22 protein-coding genes are annotated in these 21351 nt (G+C 40.7%); all 22 read right to left on the bottom strand.

The window, feature by feature from the left end; genetic code table 11:
* Positions 1-79: 79 nt before the first annotated feature.
* The 22 genes from ACE1TI_RS02545 to rimP all read right to left on the bottom strand — a co-directional run bounded on the left by ACE1TI_RS02545 (position 80) and on the right by rimP (position 21161).
* Entirely contained in the window at positions 80-304 is a 225-nt protein-coding gene (locus tag ACE1TI_RS02545) for a YlzJ-like family protein (protein WP_375006001.1), read from the bottom strand.
* Positions 301-1098, bottom strand: coding sequence for a ClpP family protease (locus ACE1TI_RS02540; RefSeq protein ID WP_375006000.1), 798 nt, complete (start codon positions 1096-1098; stop codon positions 301-303). Before ACE1TI_RS02540 ends, ACE1TI_RS02545 begins: the two co-directional genes overlap by 4 nt.
* Before the next feature lie 237 nt (positions 1099-1335).
* On the bottom strand, positions 1336-3003 hold the full coding sequence (locus ACE1TI_RS02535; protein ID WP_375005999.1) for a ribonuclease J: 1668 nt from the start codon (positions 3001-3003) through the stop codon (positions 1336-1338).
* A gap of 161 nt (positions 3004-3164) precedes the next feature.
* Entirely contained in the window at positions 3165-4034 is an 870-nt protein-coding gene (dapA, locus tag ACE1TI_RS02530) for a 4-hydroxy-tetrahydrodipicolinate synthase (protein WP_375005998.1), read from the bottom strand.
* Positions 4035-4074: 40 nt separating this feature from the next.
* Entirely contained in the window at positions 4075-5307 is a 1233-nt protein-coding gene (gene dapG / locus ACE1TI_RS02525) for an aspartate kinase (RefSeq protein WP_375005997.1), read from the bottom strand.
* A 13-nt stretch (positions 5308-5320) separates the two neighbouring features.
* Positions 5321-6373 (bottom strand): aspartate-semialdehyde dehydrogenase, encoded by a 1053-nt coding sequence (gene asd / locus ACE1TI_RS02520; RefSeq protein ID WP_375005996.1) that lies wholly within the window; start codon positions 6371-6373, stop codon positions 5321-5323.
* A gap of 127 nt (positions 6374-6500) precedes the next feature.
* Complete coding sequence (locus tag ACE1TI_RS02515; protein WP_375005995.1) at positions 6501-7097, bottom strand: dipicolinate synthase subunit B; 597 nt, start codon at positions 7095-7097, stop codon at positions 6501-6503.
* A gap of 1 nt (position 7098) precedes the next feature.
* Complete coding sequence (dpsA, locus tag ACE1TI_RS02510) at positions 7099-7995, bottom strand: dipicolinate synthase subunit DpsA (protein WP_375005994.1); 897 nt, start codon at positions 7993-7995, stop codon at positions 7099-7101.
* A 163-nt stretch (positions 7996-8158) separates the two neighbouring features.
* The gene (locus ACE1TI_RS02505; protein WP_375005993.1) at positions 8159-8422 is read right to left on the bottom strand and encodes a YlmC/YmxH family sporulation protein; all 264 of its coding nucleotides are present in this window, start codon (positions 8420-8422) and stop codon (positions 8159-8161) included.
* Between the two features lie 25 nt (positions 8423-8447).
* Positions 8448-9683, bottom strand: coding sequence for a M16 family metallopeptidase (locus ACE1TI_RS02500; protein ID WP_375005992.1), 1236 nt, complete (start codon positions 9681-9683; stop codon positions 8448-8450).
* Positions 9684-9720: 37 nt separating this feature from the next.
* Positions 9721-10677 (bottom strand): polysaccharide deacetylase family protein, encoded by a 957-nt coding sequence (locus ACE1TI_RS02495; RefSeq protein WP_375005991.1) that lies wholly within the window; start codon positions 10675-10677, stop codon positions 9721-9723.
* Positions 10678-10842: 165 nt separating this feature from the next.
* On the bottom strand, positions 10843-12933 hold the full coding sequence (locus ACE1TI_RS02490; RefSeq protein ID WP_375006038.1) for a polyribonucleotide nucleotidyltransferase: 2091 nt from the start codon (positions 12931-12933) through the stop codon (positions 10843-10845).
* Between the two features lie 524 nt (positions 12934-13457).
* Positions 13458-13727, bottom strand: a complete 270-nt coding sequence (gene rpsO, locus ACE1TI_RS02485; RefSeq protein WP_375005990.1) for a 30S ribosomal protein S15 — start codon at positions 13725-13727, stop codon at positions 13458-13460.
* A gap of 154 nt (positions 13728-13881) precedes the next feature.
* Positions 13882-14841, bottom strand: a complete 960-nt coding sequence (gene ribF / locus ACE1TI_RS02480; RefSeq protein WP_375005989.1) for a riboflavin biosynthesis protein RibF — start codon at positions 14839-14841, stop codon at positions 13882-13884.
* A 79-nt stretch (positions 14842-14920) separates the two neighbouring features.
* The gene (gene truB / locus ACE1TI_RS02475) at positions 14921-15829 is read right to left on the bottom strand and encodes a tRNA pseudouridine(55) synthase TruB (protein ID WP_375005988.1); all 909 of its coding nucleotides are present in this window, start codon (positions 15827-15829) and stop codon (positions 14921-14923) included.
* Between the two features lie 260 nt (positions 15830-16089).
* Positions 16090-16440 (bottom strand): 30S ribosome-binding factor RbfA, encoded by a 351-nt coding sequence (rbfA, locus tag ACE1TI_RS02470; RefSeq protein ID WP_375005987.1) that lies wholly within the window; start codon positions 16438-16440, stop codon positions 16090-16092.
* A 17-nt stretch (positions 16441-16457) separates the two neighbouring features.
* Entirely contained in the window at positions 16458-16736 is a 279-nt protein-coding gene (locus tag ACE1TI_RS02465) for a DUF503 domain-containing protein (RefSeq protein ID WP_375005986.1), read from the bottom strand.
* Complete coding sequence (gene infB, locus ACE1TI_RS02460; protein ID WP_375005985.1) at positions 16733-18838, bottom strand: translation initiation factor IF-2; 2106 nt, start codon at positions 18836-18838, stop codon at positions 16733-16735. The genes ACE1TI_RS02465 and infB overlap by 4 nt, the downstream gene beginning before the upstream one ends.
* A gap of 18 nt (positions 18839-18856) precedes the next feature.
* On the bottom strand, positions 18857-19159 hold the full coding sequence (locus ACE1TI_RS02455; RefSeq protein ID WP_375005984.1) for a YlxQ family RNA-binding protein: 303 nt from the start codon (positions 19157-19159) through the stop codon (positions 18857-18859).
* Positions 19156-19428, bottom strand: coding sequence for an RNase P modulator RnpM (rnpM, locus tag ACE1TI_RS02450; protein ID WP_375005983.1), 273 nt, complete (start codon positions 19426-19428; stop codon positions 19156-19158). Before rnpM ends, ACE1TI_RS02455 begins: the two co-directional genes overlap by 4 nt.
* 24 nt (positions 19429-19452) lie before the next feature.
* Positions 19453-20631 (bottom strand): transcription termination factor NusA, encoded by a 1179-nt coding sequence (nusA, locus tag ACE1TI_RS02445; RefSeq protein ID WP_375005982.1) that lies wholly within the window; start codon positions 20629-20631, stop codon positions 19453-19455.
* Positions 20632-20690: 59 nt separating this feature from the next.
* Entirely contained in the window at positions 20691-21161 is a 471-nt protein-coding gene (gene rimP / locus ACE1TI_RS02440; RefSeq protein ID WP_375005981.1) for a ribosome maturation factor RimP, read from the bottom strand.
* Positions 21162-21351: the final 190 nt, after the last annotated feature.

The following is a 21351-nucleotide window of genomic DNA, read 5'->3' as shown; positions in this document are numbered from 1 at the left end:
CATCTGAGAAAATATAGGAGACAGCCCTGCTTGTATGTCTATTCTTTTTTCATTATAGCACATTTTTCCTTCATTTCCTTTAAGAAAGTTCGTTATTTCCTGTCCAAACTGTTCCTGGCTGATATTTATCCAATAAATAGTCCTGAGGATTAGAACTATGCAAGGAAACAACTTTCCAATTGAAATCATCTGTTTTTTCAATTACCAGTGTTCCATTTTCAATAGTTACTTCTTTTTTATTTTTCCAGGCATTTTCATCAGGAGGGAAAATGGAGTCCATGGATAGCGGCGTGTAAATGATCATTGCAGCATATCCCCTTTCTCATTCTTTTCCTCAATGAGTGTATTTAGTTTTTTCAATGCCTGGCCAATTCCTCCAACATCATCTATTAAACCGTATTTTACAGCATCTGGTCCAATAACATTTGTCCCTATATCCCTCGTTAAATTCCCTTTGGCAAACATTAATTCTTTAAATTTTTCTTCTTCAATATTAGAGTGGCGTGTGACAAAACTAATCACTCTTTCCTGCATTTTATCAAGGTACTCAAATGTTTGCGGAACACCAATGACCAGTCCGGTTAAACGAATGGGATGAATGGTCATTGTTGCCGTTTCAGCAATGTACGAATAGTCAGCAGCTACGGCAATCGGCACACCAATCGAGTGACCGCCTCCTAATACAATAGTGATCGCAGGCTTACTCATGCTTGCTATCATTTCTGACATGGCCAGCCCTGCTTCAACATCTCCCCCTACTGTATTTAAAACGAGCAGAAGCCCTTCAATTTTTGGGTTTTGTTCTGCCGCAACAAGCTGAGGAATAATATGCTCATATTTGGTTGTTTTGTTTTGCGGAGGGAGCTGCATATGGCCTTCGATTTGGCCCACTATAGTAATGCAATGAATATTTGAATTTTCCATTTGGGCAACGTTGGTTTGCCCAAGCTGTTGAATTTTATTTACAAGACCAGAACTTTTATCATCTTTGTTCGGCTGCTGCGGCTGTTGAGGAGAAGGATTAGGAGTTGTTCCAGGATTAGGAGTTGTTCCAGGATTTGGCGTCTGAGGAGTAGATGGGCCTTGATTGTCAGGCATAACAATACCTCCCTTATAGAATATAATGTTAGTATGACAACCACCATATTTATTCATACATTTTCTTCTCAAATATTAAAGAATTTTATTAGTATATTTGAGGGCACGGTTTAGAAAAACTTGGCTTGCTATCAAGTTTTGATGGTGACAAGCCTTGTTTATCTATCCTTGTTTATCTATACTGCAAAAGAAAAATGCTGTTCTGCAGTGATAAATCACTTAGGAACAGCATTCTTTTTACACTTCCATAATAATTGGCAGTATCATTGGACGTCTTTTTGTTTTTTCATATAAGTAGCGGCTTAATACATCTCGTATACTGCTTTTCAATGAAGACCATTCATTAATATTTTCACTCATACATTTTTCTAGAGTAGTGGAAACTTTTTTGTTCGCTTCTTCAAGAAGTTTTTCTGATTCTCTGACGTATACAAAGCCTCGTGAAATAATATCAGGGCCTGAAACAATACCGCCGCTTTTTTTATTTAGCGTTACGACAACAACTAATATTCCATCTTCTGAAAGAAGTCTGCGGTCACGCAATACGATGTTCCCGACATCACCTACACCAAGACCGTCAATTAATACATTCCCAGCTGGCACTTTGCCGGCATGCTTTGCTTTACCGTTATTAAATTCTATTCGTTCTCCTTTATCAATCAGGAAAATATGATTAGGGTCGACTCCTGTTTTTTCAGCAAGCTCTCCATGTGCATGCTGCATCCTGTATTCCCCGTGAACCGGAATAAAATAGGTTGGTTTTAAAAGGTTCAGCATCAACATTAATTCTTCCTGACATCCATGGCCGGATGCGTGAACATTCCTATCACCATAAACGACCTCTGCTCCAATCTGATAGAGAAAATCAATAATCCTCGAAACAGATTTTTCATTGCCAGGGATAGGGTTGGCTGCAATAATCACTGTATCTTCGCTTTCAATGGTGACCTGCCGGTGTGCTCCTTTCGCCATGCGAGTAAGCGCCGACATCGGTTCACCCTGACTGCCTGTACAAAGAATCGTTACTTTATCATTATCAAAATCGTTAACTTTATCTGTATTGATAAAAAGATCGTCCGGACAAAGTAAGTATCCCATGTCACGAGCAATATCAATCACTTTTTTCATGGAATGCCCCACAACAGCTATTTTTCTTTTCTGCTTTTGGGCAGCATCTATCACTTGTTGAATCCGGTGCACATTGGAAGCGAAGGTGGTTACAATAATACGTCCTTCAGCTTCTTGAAATACTTCTTTAATACCTTCACCAGTAGAGGTTTCGGAAGGACTGGTGCCTGGCCGTTCCGCATTCGTGCTATCTGATAATAAACAGAGCACTCCTTCTTTACCGATGTTTGAGAGTGTATCAATGTCTGCAAATTTACCATCTACCGGGGTTTGGTCAATTTTAAAATCACCTGTATGCACGATGATTCCTTGCGGCGTATGAATGCAAACTCCGACTGAATCAGGGATGCTATGGTTTACACGAAAAAAACTCAATGGAACTTGTCCAGCACTAATTCGACTGTCTCCATCAATTAAACGAAGGTCCGATTTTTTTCGCAGGCCTTTTTCCTTTAAGTGATCTTCTACAAGGCCTAATGTTAATTTTGTTCCGTAAACGGGTACATTTACTTTTCTTAGAATATATGGCAGTGCACCTATATGATCCTCATGTCCATGAGTCAGAATAATGGCGCGAAACCGATCTTTATTTTGGACAATATAAGAGATGTCGGGAATGACAACATCTACTCCGAGCATATCATCCTCAGGGAACATCAACCCTGCATCAATCATAAATATATCTTCATCTGTTTCTACAATATACATGTTTTTGCCAATTTCACCGACTCCGCCCAGGGCAAAAACACGTATGCTCTCTAAAGACTCCTTTGACAACGTTATTTCCTCCTAATGTATTCAATTCTCTAATGGATTGATACGTTCATTTTTGTATTTACTTTTTAAACCCGGACAGATCACTTGTTAGTAGTATAACTTAAATTTAAAAGAGAATACAAGGTATATTCCATGTTTTAGAAAAATAAGAAAGCCTGGCATTATGCCAGGCTGAACCATTGTTCAAGCTGCTTCATTTCCGCTTCATTCAATGGCAGAATAGGTGCTCTTGTATATTTAGAAACTAATCCAAGCTGATCAAGCATAGCTTTTACCGGTGAAGGGTTTGGCGCAATAAAGCATGCTTTCATTTTTGGAAGAAGCTTTCTGTGTAACGCAGAAGCAATCTCGGCCTCCCCTTTTGTAAAGCTATTGATCATCTGGTTCATTTCATTTCCAATAATATGAGCTGCTACTGATACTACTCCATTTCCGCCTACAGACATAATCGGAAGCGTCATCGAATCATCGCCGCTATAGACATAAAAATTATGGGGGCTTTCTTCTATGACATAGGAAATCTGCTCCATGTCGCCGCTTGCTTCTTTAACCGACGTAATGTTTGGTATTTTACTAAGACGAAGCAGTGTCTCAGCTTGTAGATTTACTATACACCTTCCTGGAATATTATATATCATTAAAGGAAGTGTGGAAGCTTTCGCAATCGTTTCAAAATGAAAATACATTCCTTCCTGACTAGGCTTGTTGTAATACGGGGTCACTGCCATTACCCCGTCCACCCTAAGCGCAGCAGCTTTTTCGGTTAAAGCAGCAGAGTACGCAGTATCATTTGTACCTGTTCCGGCAATTACAAATGCACGGTTTCCGGCAATTTCCTTTACCCTTTGAAACAAAAATAATTTTTCATCTGATTTAAGTGTAGGGGACTCACCAGTGGTTCCAGCCACCACTAAACCTTCCGTTCCGGTAGATATTAAATGTTCTACCAATGGTTCTAGCGCCGGCTTATCTATCGCCCCATTCTCGTCAAATGGAGTTACCATAGCGGTGAGCAATCGACCGAAATCCACTCATATTCCGCCCCTTTCCATATTATCTGCCGCCTATGACCTATTCATCATTTTGGGCAGAAGTATTCTGTTTTTCTAGCTGAAACATGGTATGAAGAGCAAGGACTGCTTTTTTCATGTCCTCCCCTTTGACAAGCACCCAAATGGTCGTATGAGAGTCAGCTGATTGGAAAATTTGAATATTTTCTTTAGTAAGTGCAGCCACAATTTTTGATGCTACCCCGGGAACACCTGTCATGCCTGCACCGACAGCAGAAACCTTAGCACAATTTGATAGACATTCAGGCTCATACCCTTTCGCTTTTAATACGTTCATTGCCTGCTCAGCCTTTTCATCAGGAACCGTGTAAACGATCGCTGCAGGTTGAATGTTAATAAAATCGACTGATATGTTAGCCTTTGCCATTTCTTGAAAAACTTCTGTCTGGAGGTTTAAATAATCTTTTCCCCTCACCGTAATCTGAGATAAACCCGCCATGTGAGCTATACCGGTTACCGTTCGGTCTTCAAGGTCTACACCCGGATCAGACCCTGCAGTAATGAGCGTGCCCGGTGCATCTGACATAGTGGAGCGTATTCGTACAGGAATTTTCGCCTGCATGGCAATTTCTACTGCTCTTGGATGAATTACTTTTGCACCTTGATAGGCCATATTACAAATTTCCTGATACGTAACAGAATCTATAATCGCTGCCTCTTCAACAATACGAGGATCAGCAGTCATAATTCCCTCAACGTCCGTAAAAATATCCACTCGTTCGGCTTTTAACGCAGCTGCAAGTGCTGTAGCTGATGTGTCGCTTCCTCCACGGCCGAGAGTAGTTATTTCTCCATTAGAAGAAACTCCTTGAAAACCTGCAACGACCACTGCATCAACTTGATTTAATGACTGTTCTAAAGAACTGCACTGCATATCCACAATCCTGGCTTCACTAAATTCTTCACTTGTGCGAAATCCAGCTTGCGGGCCTGTCATTGCTTTTGCTTTTATATCCAGTGATTGCAAAAGGTCTGTGAAAACAACAGAAGAAATCACTTCTCCACAAGAAACAAGTAAATCTTTTTCCCTGTTTCCCACGTGAGAAGCTTCTTTATGCACAAGACCAAGTAATGTATCTGTAGCATATGGATCGCCTTCTCTTCCCATAGCAGAGACGACGACCACTACTTTGAAGCCCTCTTCCACAGATTTTTGTACATGTTTGGCTGCTGCCAATCTCGTGTCTTTATTTCGGACAGAGGTTCCGCCAAATTTTTGAACGACTACATTCATAGGTAAACCCTCTTTATCCCTTTAACAAATTCAGCTTCACAAGGCTTTCTGCAATTTGAACCGAATTATATGCTGCTCCTTTTAGGAGGTTGTCAGAAACCACCCATAAATGATAAGCATTATCTCGGTTAAGATCACGACGGATTCTTCCGACAAATACATCTGGAAGACCAACGCTGTCTACAGCCATTGGATACTCCTGCTCTGATGGATTGTCTTTTAATGTAATTCCTTTTCCTTCAGAGAGAAGCTGCTTTAATTCATCTACTTCAGGTGATCCATTTTCTACTTCAATATATACAGATTCAGAGTGACCTGTTTCTACTGGGAGCCTTACACAAGTTGCTGCCACTTCAAGCTCATTTTGATGCATGATTTTCTTTGTTTCGTTAATCATTTTCATCTCTTCAAAGGTATAGCCGTTTTCTTGAAATTTATCAATTTGTGGAATGGCATTAAAAGCGATTTGATAATGCTTTTCATCCCCGCCTACCGGCAGGATTTCAGGTTTAAAATCTTTTTCGTTCAGGACATCTCTAGACTGTTCTTTCATCTCTTCCACAGCTGCCAGCCCGGCACCGGATACGGCTTGATACGTAGATACAATCACTTTCTTTAATCCAAATTTTTCCCGGATTGGTTCTAAAGCAACTACCATTTGGATAGTAGAACAATTAGGATTTGCGATAATACCATTATGATCCTTTAAGTCATTTTCATTTGCTTCCGGTACTACAAGCGGAACATTTTCATCCATTCGATAAGCACTTGTATTATCAACCACTACAGCTCCTCTTTTTACAGCCTCAGGAGCTAGTGCTTTTGAAACGGATCCTCCGGCGGAAAACAATGCCAGCTGTACATTTTCAAAAGCTTCTGGTACAGCCTCTTCCACTGTAAATTCAATGCCTTTAAACGAGATTTTTTTACCGGCAGAACGTTTAGAGGATAATAATTTCAAATCCTTAATAGGAAAATCTTTATCTTCCAATGTTTTTAACATTTGTTGACCTACTGCACCAGTAGCTCCGACAACTGCTACGTTATAACCTGCTTCATTAGCCATGTGTTGATTACTCCTTCCCAATTTTCGTGAAGATTACTTCCATATTTATGGTGATGGAAGCTTCGTATTTGACTGCATCTATTTTAACATAAAAGATCACGCAAAATTTAGCAATAGCGGTAATCGTTTAATCTTTGAATTTTTCCACAATGACTGGCTGATATTGGCGACCAGAAACGGCTTCTTCCAATGTTGCAGAGATATCTTCCATTCTGGCAACTAGAGAAGTTGGTTTTTTCACTGGATTATCCTGGCCAAAGGGAACGAAAAAAATATTTTTAGAATTCATCAGCTTCATTATATTAGGACCATTCAGCCCTAATGCATCATTTGTTGAAATAGCAAGCACTACTGGTTTACTATTTCGAAGCGTTGCTTTTGCCCCCATCAATACCGGTGAGTCTGTAATGGCATTTGCAAAACGGCTGATTGAATTTCCTGTAATAGGCGCGATAATCATTGCATCAAGCGGTGTTTTTGGTCCAAACGGCTCTGCTTTCACTATGGAATCAATAACTTCTGTTTTTCCGGATGCTTCTTGAATTTGTTTTAACCATTTTTCCGCTGCCCCAAATTTCGTATCTGTCTTTAGTACAGTTGGAGTAATGAAAGGATAGACATTGGCTCCTTTGTCCCGTAATTCTTTCATATAAGGGATAGCTTCTTCTAAAGTACAGTGCGAACCGGTTACACCAAAACCTATTTTCTTATTTTGAAAAGGCATGTTAAGCCTCCTTTTCTACCTGGTTTTCACCAAGCAATTGACTAATAACTTTAGCTAAAATACGTCCAGCTGTTTTAGGGGCAACTGCTCCAGGAAGACCGGGAGCTAAAATTGCTTTTATACCTCGTTTTTTGGCATATTCAAAATCTGTTCCTCCTGGCGGTGACGCAATATCAATAATGACGGAACGAACAGGAAATTCTACAAGTATATCTTCATGTAACACCATAGCCGGAATAGTATTTATACAAAGGTCAGCTGACTGTACTGCGGTTTTTAAATCTTCTAATTCGAACGTTTCCAGGCCCATAGCTTCTGCGCGTGCTTTTTCGGATGGATGTATTGTTCCTACTTTTGCATATGCACCCAGGACAGAAAAGGTTCTTGCTATCGTTTGACCAGTTCGGCCAAATCCTAAAATTACTGTATTGGATTTATGGATCGTTATATCTGTTTCGCGCATCGCCATTAAAAGAGTACCTTCTGCAGATGGTATCGAATTGTAAATGGCCACATCATCTCTTTCTAAAAGTTTAATCAATGGGCGCTTGACCTTATGAATCAACGACTCGAGTGTATCTGTATGAATACCGCTTATTATTAAACAATTTTCCGGTGTCTGCTGCAGCCATGATTCTTGTAATGTTACTTCTTTTGATGCAAAACAAGCCTCTGCTTTATTACCTGGTTTGAGACCGCTGACCGGAAGCAAAACAGCGTCTAATTCATGCCATAAAACATCTTTTTCACCACTAGCTTTTGTAATGCCAGCCACATTTCGCATCCATTGATCAAAGCCTACTAGGTAGACTTTGATTCCTGCATCAAGTAAACACTCTGCAATTTCGATCTGTCTGGCATCTCCTCCAATTAGTGCCACCTTTTTTCCTTTTCCCATAATCGGCTCCTCTCCTTCGCACTGCGTATCCGCCTTTTATACCTTATGAGAAAATAATTTAATAGTGAAATACAATCGCCCAACATTTGAGAAAAAAAACATTATAAAAGCACAGCAGCTCTTTCAACAAAGCTGCTGTGCTTGTGACCGCACAGATAATTCATTATTGATTTGTCCCGGGGGCCTGTTTTAACTGAGCAGTATCGATGATCACAAAATCCTCCCCAATTCGCTGAATATTTTCCCAGGGGATTACCCATTCTTTTGTTCTTTTCCGAAATGGATAAGCAGGAGAAGAAGGAAGTACCAAGGATTCTACTTTTCCTGTTTCTTTTTCAATCACAATGTCAGCAGAACCAGGCATTCCTAGTTTTTGGCCTGTATTGGCATCCAGTACTTCTTTTTTGCTTATCTCACTTAATCTCACACCCAGATCCCCTCTCCTTTGCAAGTTATATGTAAGTAGGCAGCTTCCCGTCTTTACTAATTAATGATAAAGCAAAGTCTTCTTGAAAAACTTTTTCCGCCGTTCTTTTTATATCCTGTAATTGAACCTCTTCTATGCGTTTCATTACCTCATCCAACGTGCGGTGGTACCCGAGAAGCAATTCATTTTTTCCGTTACGGCTCATACGACTGCTTGTGCTCTCAAGGCTTAGCATTAGATTACCTTTTAACTGCTCTTTTCCGTTGGCAAGCTCTTTTTCTGTTAAACCGTTCGCGCCTAATTGACTTACACAATCCATCGTTGCGTCAAATAGTTTATCTAACTGATTAAACCCAGTTCCTCCATATATAGTCAACATTCCGTTGTCCTGAAAGGACGAATGATAAGAAAACACGGAATAAGCAAGCCCTCTTTTCTCCCGTATTTCTTGAAACAAGCGGCTGCTCATACTTCCGCCAAGCACATTGTTTAACAGGATTAAAGAATAAATATCATCATCACCAATAGGCAGGCCTGGAAAACCTAAACAAAGATGAGCCTGTTCCGTATCTTTCTTTTTCGTTTTTTTGCCGGTTAAAAAAACTGGCTGGGTCACTTGTTTCTTGTCCTTACTTGAAGGAAGCGACCCGAATAGTTCATTCAGCTGTTTTATTACGTTTTTATTAATATTACCTGCAAGAGAGATGACAACATTGTCAGCCGTATAAAAACGATCCATGTAAGCCTCTAAGCTTGCTTTATTGAAAGCAGATACTGTTTCTTCCGTTCCAAGAATAGGTTTTCCAAGAGAATGATTTCCATAACTTGCTTCACTTAAAATATCATGAACGATGTCATCGGGTGTATCATCAACCATCCTAATTTCTTCAAAAATAACATTTCTCTCTTTTTCTAATTCCTCTGCGTCAAATGTGGAGTGAAAAAACATATCTGCTAAAATATCCAAAGCCTTTGCAGCATGTTCGTCTAATACCTTTGCGTAAAAGCAAGTATACTCTTTGGATGTGAACGCGTTTACCTGACCGCCGATTTTATCAAAACTTTCCGCAATATCTGCAGCGGTCCTAGAAGCTGTTCCTTTAAAAAACATATGTTCCAAAAAGTGAGAAATTCCATTTTCTGTTTGTGTTTCATATCTTGAGCCTGTTCCAACCCAAATGCCCATAGTTATAGAGCGAACAGATGAAATATGTTCGGTTACAATTCGGAGTCCATTGTCTAATGTCGTTGTTTGTAACAAAAATAAAGCCTCCTCCAAATGGTATGCTGTTAATTAGTCAGCGTATGCGTGTCTCATCAAAGAGATTGCTTACCGTGTCTAATTCAATATTTTTTTCTTTAATGATACGTATCATTTCTTTTATTCCCTCAGCTGTAGAAGGAGTCGGGTGCATTAATATCATGGATCCATTATCTACTTTAGATGCTGTTTTTACGGCCATATCGAACGGTTCGGGGTTTTTCCAGTCAATCGTGTCAACCGTCCATAATATCGTGTACATATCCATATCTGCGGCGATATCCACCACATCTTGGTTAAAGCTTCCCGATGGCGGAGCAAATAGTTTCGGTTTTACAGATAATACTGCTTCCAATGCTTCATTTGTCTGCTGAAGCTCTTTTTTTATATCAGCCCGGGAGGAAGCATTTAAATCTGGGTGGGAATAAGCATGGCTGCCTATTTCATGCCCTTCCTCCTTGATCATTTTAGCTAATTTAGGCTGTTTTTGCACCCATTTTCCTTCGAGGAAAAAGGTAGCTTTAACTTTTTCTTCCCGCAGTGTTTTTAAGATGGCTGGAATATGCTCTTCGCCCCAAGATACATTTATTAAAAAAGCAGCCATTGGTTTTTGAGGATTTCCTCTGTAAATGGGAGTAGGCGGAAGATCTTCAAGGTGTACCTCTGGAGATATATCCTCAAAAACTAACTTCCTTTCGTCATATGAGCCCTCTTTTTTCATTTTCTCATAAGACGCTTTAATATCAATCATTCTTCCATTATAACCAGGTATGCCTTTCCATACCTTATCCACCACCGCATCAACCGGAGGTTCATTATATGTTTTTGCAGCTTCTTCTAACTGCTCATAAAGCGAAGACGTCTCACTGGAAACAGGCGCGACTGCCTGTTGATCATCATGTATGTATGGAATAATTTCAAGAGGGACCTCCCCTTGCACAAAAAATAGGATGATAAGAACGAAAAGACTGAATGCAGTGATTTGTTTTTTCATTAGTTCTCCCCCCTGTCCACATTCTATGCAAATGCCTTCAAGGGATAGAACTGTTATGGGATAACCATTTAATTTTATAGGTCTAAAAAAATATGGCACTCCCAGTAAAAAGCACTTGGCCTAGGCCAAGCGTCTTTTCTCTCAAGTGCATCCTGATTTCGTTTTTTACTTTTGATTTTGTTCTTTTAACAAAGCTTTTCTAGAAAGATTTACTCTTCCCTGGTTATCAATTTCTGTTACTTTAACCATTATTTCATCTCCGATTTTAACCACATCTTCTACTTTATTTACACGTTCTTCAGCAAGCTGGGAGATATGGACGAGACCGTCTTTGCCTTTGAAAAGTTCCACGAACGCACCAAATTTTTCGATTCGTTTTACTTTGCCAAGATACGTCTCTCCCACTTTTACTTCTCGGACGAGATCTTCAATTACCTGCTTGGCTTTGTTGTTTGCTTCAGCTTCTGTAGATGAAATATAAATGGTTCCATCTTGTTCAATATCTATCTTTACGCCAGTGTCTTCAATAATTTGATTAATCGTCTTTCCGCTCGGACCGATCACATCACGAATTTTATCCGGGTCAATGCTCATCGTCAGGATTTTCGGAGCGTAAACCGATAGTTCATTTCTCGATTCGCTAATCGCGGTCAGCATGTTTTCAAGTACTTTCAGGCGGGCTGCACGAGCTTTTTCCAGAGCGAACTCAAGTATGTTACGGTCAATTCCAGAAATTTTGATGTCCATTTGAAGGGCAGTTACTCCATGCTCTGTTCCTGCAACTTTAAAGTCCATGTCTCCAAGGGCATCTTCCATTCCTTGAATATCCGTTAACACAGTGAGATCTTCATCTTCTTTTACCAATCCCATGGCAATGCCGGCAACTGGTGCTTTTATAGGAACACCCGCATCCATCATAGCCAATATGCTTGCACAAATACTTGCTTGTGAGGTAGAACCATTTGATTCTAACACTTCAGAAACAAGACGGATGGTATAAGGAAAATCTTTTTCTGGTGGAATGACAGGTTCTAAAGCTCTTTCACCAAGTGCGCCGTGCCCGATTTCGCGGCGTCCTGGTCCTCTCATTGGACCCGTTTCCCCGACACTGAAAGAAGGAAAATTATAATGGTGCATAAATCGTTTCGACTCTTCCATGCCGAGTCCATCGAGTATTTGAACATCTCCCAGTGCGCCAAGGGTACATACGCTGAGGGCCTGGGTTTGTCCGCGTGTAAAGAGACCGGAACCGTGCGTTCTTGGCAGCATCTTCACTTGAGAGGAAAGGTTTCTTATTTCATCAGGTCCTCTTCCGTCCGGACGAACTTTCTCTTTCGTTATTAAGCGGCGAAACTCTTCTTTCACCAGTCCTTGTAATATTTCTTTAACCTCTTCTTGTTCTTCTTCTTCAAATTGTTCAGCAATAGATTCTTTCACTTCGCCGATTGCTTCTTCTCTTGCTTTCTTTTCTTGGACTTGAACTGCTTCTTTCAAGCGGGACTCCGCCATTTCCCGAACTTTGCCCGTAAGTTCTTCATCAAGCGTTTTAAGCTCTACATCCATTTTCTCCTTCACACCGGCTTCTTTCATCACCTGCTCCTGGAAAGCAACGAGACGTTTAATTTCTTCATGTCCAAACATGACTGCTTGAAGCATCGTTTCTTCCGGTACTTCATTCGCACCAGCTTCCACCATATTAATTGCATCTTTTGTACCAGCAACCGTGAGTTCAATATCACTTTTTTCCATTTGCTCGGATGTAGGATTAATGATAAATTCACCATCTACCCTGCCTACATTCACCCCTGCAACGGGACCGGAAAATGGAATATCAGATAGTGACAACGCGAGAGAAGAACCTAGCATTGCCGCCATTTCTGAAGAACAGTCCTGGTCAACACTCATTACAATACTTACTACCTGTACTTCGTTTCTGAAACCATCAGGGAAAAGAGGGCGAATCGGCCGGTCAATCAAACGGCTTGTCAATACTGCTGTTTCACTTGGTCGTCCTTCTCTTTTAATAAACCCTCCTGGAATTTTCCCTGCTGCATATAATCGTTCCTCATAATTAACAGTAAGCGGGAAGAATGGCAGATCTTTCGCTTCCTTTGAAGCCGTAGCAGTGGAAAGCACTGCTGTATCCCCATATCTTACCATTACTGCTCCATTTGCCTGCTTGGCCAGCTGCCCTGTTTCAATTTTCAGCTCTCTTCCTGCCCAATCAAGCGTAAACGTTTTTAATTCTTGTTCCATTTCCAAAGGATCTTCCTCCTGTTTTTAAACATAATTACACATTATACTTTCTAGTGTAGCCGTCCATTATCTATTTTACAATTGTAATATAGGAAAAAGAAAGGTCTTCCTAATAATAAGTTGTGTTACGACCAAAATATCCTTTATATTCCTTTTATTAAAAAGTTATTGGGTAGAACAAAAGCGCAAGCGCCCTGTTCAGCCTCGACAGGTAAATGTTCTCCAGTCACTAAAGGCGCTCTTACTTCCACAGGATGTGGTGACTTCTGCGTTGCACTTTCGTCGCCAAAAACGTTACGTCCTGTGACAACGTCGAACTGGCTTGCACAGGATGTGCTGACTTTTGCGTTGCGAACACGATGTTCGCGATTCTAGCAAAAGTTCCTTAAACCGTCTTGGGCCTCCGAGAGGCTGGGCACTTTAGCAAGACGCGGATCAAACAATATGGAGATAGTTATCCACAAATTGTAAAAACATAATTTCCTAAACAATAACAAAAAGCGGGATTTCTCCCGCTTTTTTTCTTATCGGCGCAAGCCGAGTTTCTTAATTAAATCACGATAACGAGTGACATCCTTCTTACGCAAGAACGTTAGCAAGTTACGACGCTTACCAACCATTTTCAAAAGACCACGGCGTGAATGGTGATCTTTTTTATGATCACGTAAATGCTCGTTAAGACTGTTGATCTGCTCAGTAAGGATAGCTACTTGAACTTCTGGAGAACCAGTATCATTGTCGTGAGTTTTGAACTCTTCAACAAGTTCCTTTTTTCTTTCTTGTGTTAAAGCCATCCTGACACCTCCTTGTTTTTTAATCGCCAATTCCCTAGCCAGTCGGCGGAGAATCGCACAGGCCAAGCAACGGCTTCTATGTGGTACAATGACTAGAATACCTTTTTTCATTGAAAAATGCAAGAGTAGATTACCATTTCTTACAATAGCACTTTTAAGGAGCTGGTATGGACTGTAGAATTTGTATTGCCTTTTCTTTGTCTCGTCCAATTTGATCGACCAACTCTTCAGCTGACGAAAATTTAATTTCTCCGCGAATGTAAGCAATCCACCAAACTTCCACGGCTTCCCCGTAAATATTGTCCTTAAAATCAAATAAATGTACTTCTATTTCAGGAACAGGGCTCTTTTCATCATGAAAAGTTGGTTTGTATCCAACGTTGCATACCCCGTCATACCATTTCCCCTTTACTTTCAGCTGAACAGCGTACACACCGACCCCTGGGACAATATACGGTTCGTTAATTTGAACGTTCGCAGTGGGAAAACCAATTGTTCTTCCTCTTTGTTCCCCTTTTACAACTACGCCTGTTAAGCTGTATGGACGGCCTAAAAGCCGATTGGCAGAGCTGATTTCTCCATGTAAAATGTTTTCTTTGATGAGCGTAGAACTGATTTTTTGGTCCTGGTCTGTGACTTTTCCGACAGTAGTTTGGTCAAATTTTTTTCTTGAGTGAAAAGGCAGTGTTTCCATCGTTCCTTTTCCCATCCTGCCGTATGAAAAATCAAAACCAGCTACTACATGCACCGCATGGAGGTCGATAACATACTGGTCTATAAATTGCTGCGGCTCAAGAGCAGCAAATGCCTTATCAAAATGAACGATAAATAAATAATCTGCCTGTTCTTTTGCTAATTGCTCTTCTTTCTCAGGTAAAGGGGTTATATAACGCATGCTTTCTTCAGTTACTTTAGAAGATAGAACCACTTTGGGATGAGGATGAAAAGTCATTATACCAAGTGCCTTCCCCTTTATATCCGCAATATCCCGGGCTGTCCGTATTACTTCCTGGTGCCCTCGGTGAACGCCGTCAAAATATCCAAGCGCAAGAACGATTTCGGGATAGGAAGAAGCCGGATAATCTTCCTGATGATATAAATATATGGTTTCCACCGGTCTTTCACCTGCCGTTTTACTATAATTACTACAAAAAGAGCACCCCATACTAGTTCTCAGCTGATAGTAGGGTCATTTACTTCGACTTAAGCATCGTTTTTGGTTTTATCAATCCTGGTTTACGCGGGTGGTGTTGATAAATGGCCAGAGCTTCACCCTTATATAAAAACAGAAATATAGAATCCTCGGTTTGTTTCCATGCGGGCATTACACTGCCGTTAAGAACCTTATCAGCCGTCTTTTCATCAACTTCAATATGTTCTAAATGCTGTAAAGCTTTGTGAATGGGGTGAATTGTTTTCTCTAGCATGCCTGCATCTTTTTTTTGTTGTATTTCTTCCAAAGTATAACATTCTTTAGCAGCAAATGGACCGGATTTTATTCTTTTCAAAAAGGACATATGTGCAGGATATCCAAGTGCTTTGCCAATATCTACTGCAAGTGTTCGAATATAAGTGCCTTTACTGCATGTCACGCGAAACCGAAAAGATGCTTTTTCATCTGAGTGATTTAATGTTTCTTCCCTCAAAGACAAATCATATATATCAATCATTTTGGACGGCCTGTCTATGGTCAAACCTTCGCGGGCATATTCATATAATTTTTTCCCATTAACTTTCACAGCTGAATACATGGGAGGGGTTTGCCTTTGTTTGCCAAGAAATTGCCGAAAAACCGTTTCAATGCTTTCTTTCGTCAGTACCGTTTGCACTGGTTTGTTTTCCACTACTTCCCCGCTGGCATCCTCTGTAGTGGTCGACATTCCTAACGTTACCTCTGCTTCATACTGTTTTGGAAGAAAAGTAATGTACTCTGCTACCTTGGTAGCCTTCCCGATACAAATAGGAAGCGCTCCTTCCACATCAGGGTCTAGTGTTCCCGTGTGTCCTACTTTTTTTGTTTCATATATACGCCTGCATCTCATTACACAGTCGTGAGATGTCATGCCTTTAGGTTTGTATAAAGGAACAATTCCATCCGTCATATGTATGTCACCTACTTACACCATCTCAATCATTTTCTTTGTTAGAAAATCCGGCTTATCGCGAACCTTTTATGGCGGCGGCCATCGTTTTAACTAAGCTCTACACCGATACCATGTTGTGCTTTCTTAACAGTGTAAAAAAGCTGTCCATAAAGAAGGATGCCCCGGGTCTGCAGAAGGCAGGCTCGTACAGGTGATGTACCCTTTTGCATCCATTTTTACTTTAGAGACAGCTTTGCCGTTTATTGTTAAAGCTTTTCTTAGCTTTCCTCTTCATTTATCTCTTTTAGTAATCTTTCAATGCGATTGCCGTAATCAATAGATTCATCAAAATGAAAAGAAAGTTCAGGGGTTTTACGCAAATGAACTCTGTTTCCAATTTCACTTCTTATAAAACCTCTTGCTTTTTGCAACGCTTTTAACGTTTCTTCTTTATCTTTTTCTTCACCTAAAACAGTTACAAAAACTTTTGCCTGCTGCAAATCACCTGTTACATCTACACCGGTAACCGTTACAAATTGAACGCGCGGATCTTTTACCTCACGGGCTAAAATATCGGCAAGCTCTTTTTTTATTTGTTCACCTACTCGGTCAGCTCTGACATTACTCATATCCGCTGCCTCCTTTATTAAAGCCATTCGTATTCTGTTACGGTCCGTTCCATCTCTGGCATTCGATCTATTATTTCCAGGGCTGTCTGCAGTTCTTTTTCCACTATTTGTCTTTCTTGATTAATAGTAACAATAGAAATTGCTGTGCGCTGCCAGAGGTTATGATAATCCATTTCTGCGACCGATACGTTTAGCCTTTGCTTCAATCTCGCAGTTATACTTTTTAGTACCGCTCGTTTTTCTTTTAATGACTGGGCTTGGTAAATAAGGCATTCACAATGCACGACACCTATCATGCGGGCTTAATTTCCTCCATGATGTAAGCTTCAATAATATCGCCTTCTTTTACATCGTTAAAGTTTTCAAGTGTAATACCGCACTCATACCCGGCAGCTACTTCTTTTACGTCATCTTTGTAACGTTTCAATGCGTTGATGTTTCCTTCGTATATGACAACACCATCACGAATTAAACGCACGCTGGAATCTCTTGTCACTTTTCCTTCAAGAACATAACTTCCAGCAATGGTTCCAATGCGGGAAACTTTAAACAGCTGACGAACCTCTACCTGACCAATAACTTTTTCTTGATATTCAGGGTCAAGCATACCTTTCATCGCAGATTCAATTTCTTCAATTGCATCATAAATGACACGGTGGAGACGAATATCTACCTTTTCAGCTTCTGCTGTTCGTTTTGCATTGGCATCTGGTCTTACGTTAAAGCCGATAATAAGTGCATTGGATGCGGAAGCTAGAATGACATCGGATTCGGCAATGGCTCCAGCTCCTGCGTGAATGATATTTATTTTGGCACCTTCCACGTTAATTTTTTCAAGAGACCCTTTCACGGCTTCGACAGAACCTTGTACGTCTGCCTTTACAATTACGTTGATCTCTTTTACATCGCCTTCCTGTATTTGTTCAAACAAATCATCAATACTTACTTTTGATGTCTGGCTTCTTTCTTCTTCCCGTGCACGGCTGGCTCTTGCTTCCCCGAATTGACGGGCTTTCTTCTCATCCTCAAAAATAATAAATTGATCCCCGGCATTAGGAACTCCGTTCAAGCCTGTTATCTCTACCGGAGTGGAAGGGCCGGCTGTTTTTTCTCGTTTCCCAAGGTCGTTAACCATCGCACGTATTTTACCATACGTGTTACCAACAACGATTGGATCTCCTACGTTCATTGTCCCTTCTTGCACCAAGAGGGTTGCAACAGGACCTCGTCCTTTATCAAGTTCTGCTTCTACAACAGTTCCGCGGGCACGCTTATCAGGATTTGCTTTAAGTTCTTCTACTTCAGCCACAAGTAGAATCATTTCAAGCAGTTCGTCAATACCGTCCCCTTTTAATGCGGACACATTTACGAAAATGGTGTCACCGCCCCATGCTTCAGGGACTAGTTCAAATTCGGTTAACTCCTGCATGACACGGTCCGGATTGGCTCCTTCTTTATCCATTTTATTTACAGCGACAATGATCGGCACTTCTGCTGCTTTAGCATGGTTAATTGCTTCTTTCGTCTGCGGCATAACCCCGTCATCTGCCGCTACAACTAGAATGGTAATGTCCGTTACTTGCGCACCTCTAGCCCGCATAGTAGTAAAAGCTGCGTGCCCAGGGGTATCTAAAAACGTTATTTTTTTTCCGTTTTCTCTTACTTGATACGCACCGATGTGCTGTGTGATCCCGCCTGCTTCTCCTGCGGTGACTTTTGTGTGACGGATGGAGTCAAGAAGTGTCGTTTTCCCGTGATCGACATGTCCCATGATCGTAACGACTGGTGGGCGTTCTTCCAATTTTGCCGGATCATCGTCTTCCACTTGATTCTCAATATCAAGTTCATCAATTTCTATTTCTTCTTCTACTTCTACCCCATAATCTTCTGCAATAAGCTCAATGGTTTCTTTTTCTAAATCCTCATTTTTGGTAGCCATCACGCCGAGAAACATTAATTTTTTTATAAGCTCTGAAGAATCTTTATTTAACTTCTCAGCGAGTTCCCCAACGGTTAGAGAACCGCTGTACGTAATCTTTTCAGGTACAGCTGCAGCCTGCTTGGATTCTTTAGGGTGCTGCTTGCGATTATCTTTTTTCCCTTTTTGCTTTTTACCTTTTTTTGCGTTGTTTTTGTTTGGATTATTCTGCGGGTTCTTTGGTTTGCTTTTATTGTTGTCTTTCATATTTTTTTTCTTAGAATCCTCTCGTTCGCTGTTTGAGCTAGCAGCTTGTGCCGTATTATTTTTTGGACCGCCTTCTAGCTTTGCAATGGTGCTTTCATCAATAACGGACATATGATTAGAAACATTTACATTCATGTTTTTTAATTGTTCTACTATTTCCTTGCTTGATTTATTTACCGATTTCGCATATTCATAAACTCTCATTTTTTTCATAAGCATAACCTCCACCTTCTAATGATCCAGCATTGAGATCAGCTTTTTGGCAAATCCTTTATCTGTAACGCCAATAATTACACGGCTATTTTTCCCAATAGCATGACCGAGCACATCCCGGTTACCTGCAATGAAGAGCGGCACTTGATAATAGCTGGACTTATCTTTGAATTTTTTTTGTGTATTTGGTGAAGCATCTCCGGCCATAATGACAAGATGTACAGACTGACTTCTAATCTCTTTCAGTACTGTTTCTTCTCCAGTCTTTATTTTACCGGCTTTAGCAGCCAGCCCGAGGAATGAGTAAAAAGAACGGTTCATTTCTTCGTTCCTTTCTTTCTTTCTTCGAGCAGGCGTTCGTAATCCTCCGGAGAAACTTGAATGTTTAAATGACGGGAGAGAGCGTCTTTCTTTTTGGCCTCAAGAAAGCATTGTTCATCATTAGTCAAATAAGCGCCACGGCCGTTTTTCTTGCCAGTATGGTCGACAAAGACATTTCCGTCCGGGTCTCTTACGATACGAATGAGTTCTTTTTTCTCTTTCGCTTCACCGGTAACAATGCATTTTCGTATAGCCTTTTTCTTTTTCAAGGTTCTTCGCTCCTTTTCCACCCATCAATCTTCTTCCAAATTATCTTCGTCACTGCTTGTATCTTCAAATGAAAGAGCTTCATCACTTTCAAGCAGTTCGTCCGATTCTTCTTCGTTGTTTGAAGCAGAATGTGCAGAAGCCGGAGAATTAGGGTCATACATTCCGAGTTCTTCCGCTTCTGATTCGCTTTTAATATCAATCTTCCAGCCTGTTAATTTTGCTGCAAGTCTAGCGTTTTGCCCTCGTTTACCAATCGCCAGTGAAAGTTGATAATCAGGAACAATTACGAGTGTGCTTTTTTCTTCTTCATCCACTTGGACATCGAGTACTTTAGATGGGCTTAACGCATTAGATACATATTCAAACGTATCTTCAGACCAATGCACAATATCGATCTTTTCACCTTTCAGCTCATCGACAATAGCCTGGACGCGCTGTCCTTTTGGGCCAACACAAGCTCCTACCGGATCTACGTCTGGATCTTCAGCGTAAACAGAAATTTTAGATCGATCACCTGCTTCTCTTGCGACCGATAAGATTTCTACCGTTCCATCATATATTTCTGGAACTTCGAGCTCGAATAATCGCTTTAATAATCCAGGATGACTGCGGGAAATAAGAATTTGAGGACCTTTTGTGGTCTTTTCTACTTTTGTTATATATGCTTTAATTCGGTCATTGTGTTTATAGGTTTCATTTGGCATTTGCTCTCCCTGTGGAAGCAGCGCTTCTACTTTCCCAAGATCAACGTAAATGAAACGATTATCCTGGCGCTGTACAATGCCTGTCATGATATCTTCTTCCCGGTCAATAAAGTCAGAATAAATGATGCTTCTTTCTGCTTCACGCACCCGCTGGGTAACAACCTGTTTAGCGGTTTGAGCTGCAATTCTTCCGAAGTTTTTCGGCGTTACTTCAAGCTCTACCACGTCATCCAGTTCATAGCTGGGGTTAATTTCTTTTGCTGCATCGAGCGAAATTTCAAGCCGGGGGTCAAACACTTCTTCAACTATTTCTTTTCGGGCAAATACCCGGATACTGCCGTTTTCCCGGTTAATATCCACACGCACATTTTGAGCTTGATTAAAGTTTCGTTTGTAAGCTGAAATCAATGCTGCTTCAATGGCTTCTATAATAACCTCTTTTTCAATACCTTTATCGGTTTCTAATGTCGTTAGTGCATCCATAAAATCACTATTCATGGACTTTGGTTCCCCCTTTATTGCCGGTTGGCCGTTTTCTCTTCAGTTTCGGCATCCTCTTAAAATTGGATAGCAAGTCTTGCTTTTGCCACCTTGTTGTAAGGTACAGCATACGTTATCGTTTTTTGCTTCACTTTTCCTTCGATAGTCAATGTTTCACCATCAAAGTCTTTTAGTAATCCTTCAAATGCTTTTTCTCCGTCAATGGCTTCATAGGTAGTTACATATACATGCTTACCAATAGAACGGACAATGTCTTTTTCATGTTTCAACGGGCGTTCAGCGCCTGGAGAAGACACTTCTAGATAATACATGCCTTGAATAGGGTCTTCTTCATCAAGCTTTTCACTGAGCTGTTCGCTTACTTTGCCGCAGTCTTCAATATCTACGCCGTTTTCTCCATCTATAAATACGCGCAGAAACCAGTTTTTCCCTTCTTTTTTGTATTCCACATCAACTAGTTCTAAATTCATTTCTTCTAAGATAGGCTGTGCCAGCCTGGATGTTGTATCTTTTATTCTCTCGCTCATCACTTACCTCCTTATTAGAAAAGCGGAAGCGCCCTGATCAGCCTCGACAGGTAAATGTTCTCCAGGCAATAAAGTCGTTTTTTGCCTTTAATGACTGGAGGTTATTTAACCCCGAGAGGCTGGGCGTTGAAGCTAGACACAAAGCACAAAATTATATATTTTCTTACCTTATTAGAAAAGCTGAAGCGCC

This window comes from Alteribacillus sp. JSM 102045, from assembly GCF_041949975.1.
Classification (GTDB): domain Bacteria; phylum Bacillota; class Bacilli; order Bacillales; family Marinococcaceae; genus Alteribacillus.
The sequence above is the reverse complement of the archived record's forward strand: the minus strand, read 5'-3'. Positions and strand labels throughout refer to the sequence as shown.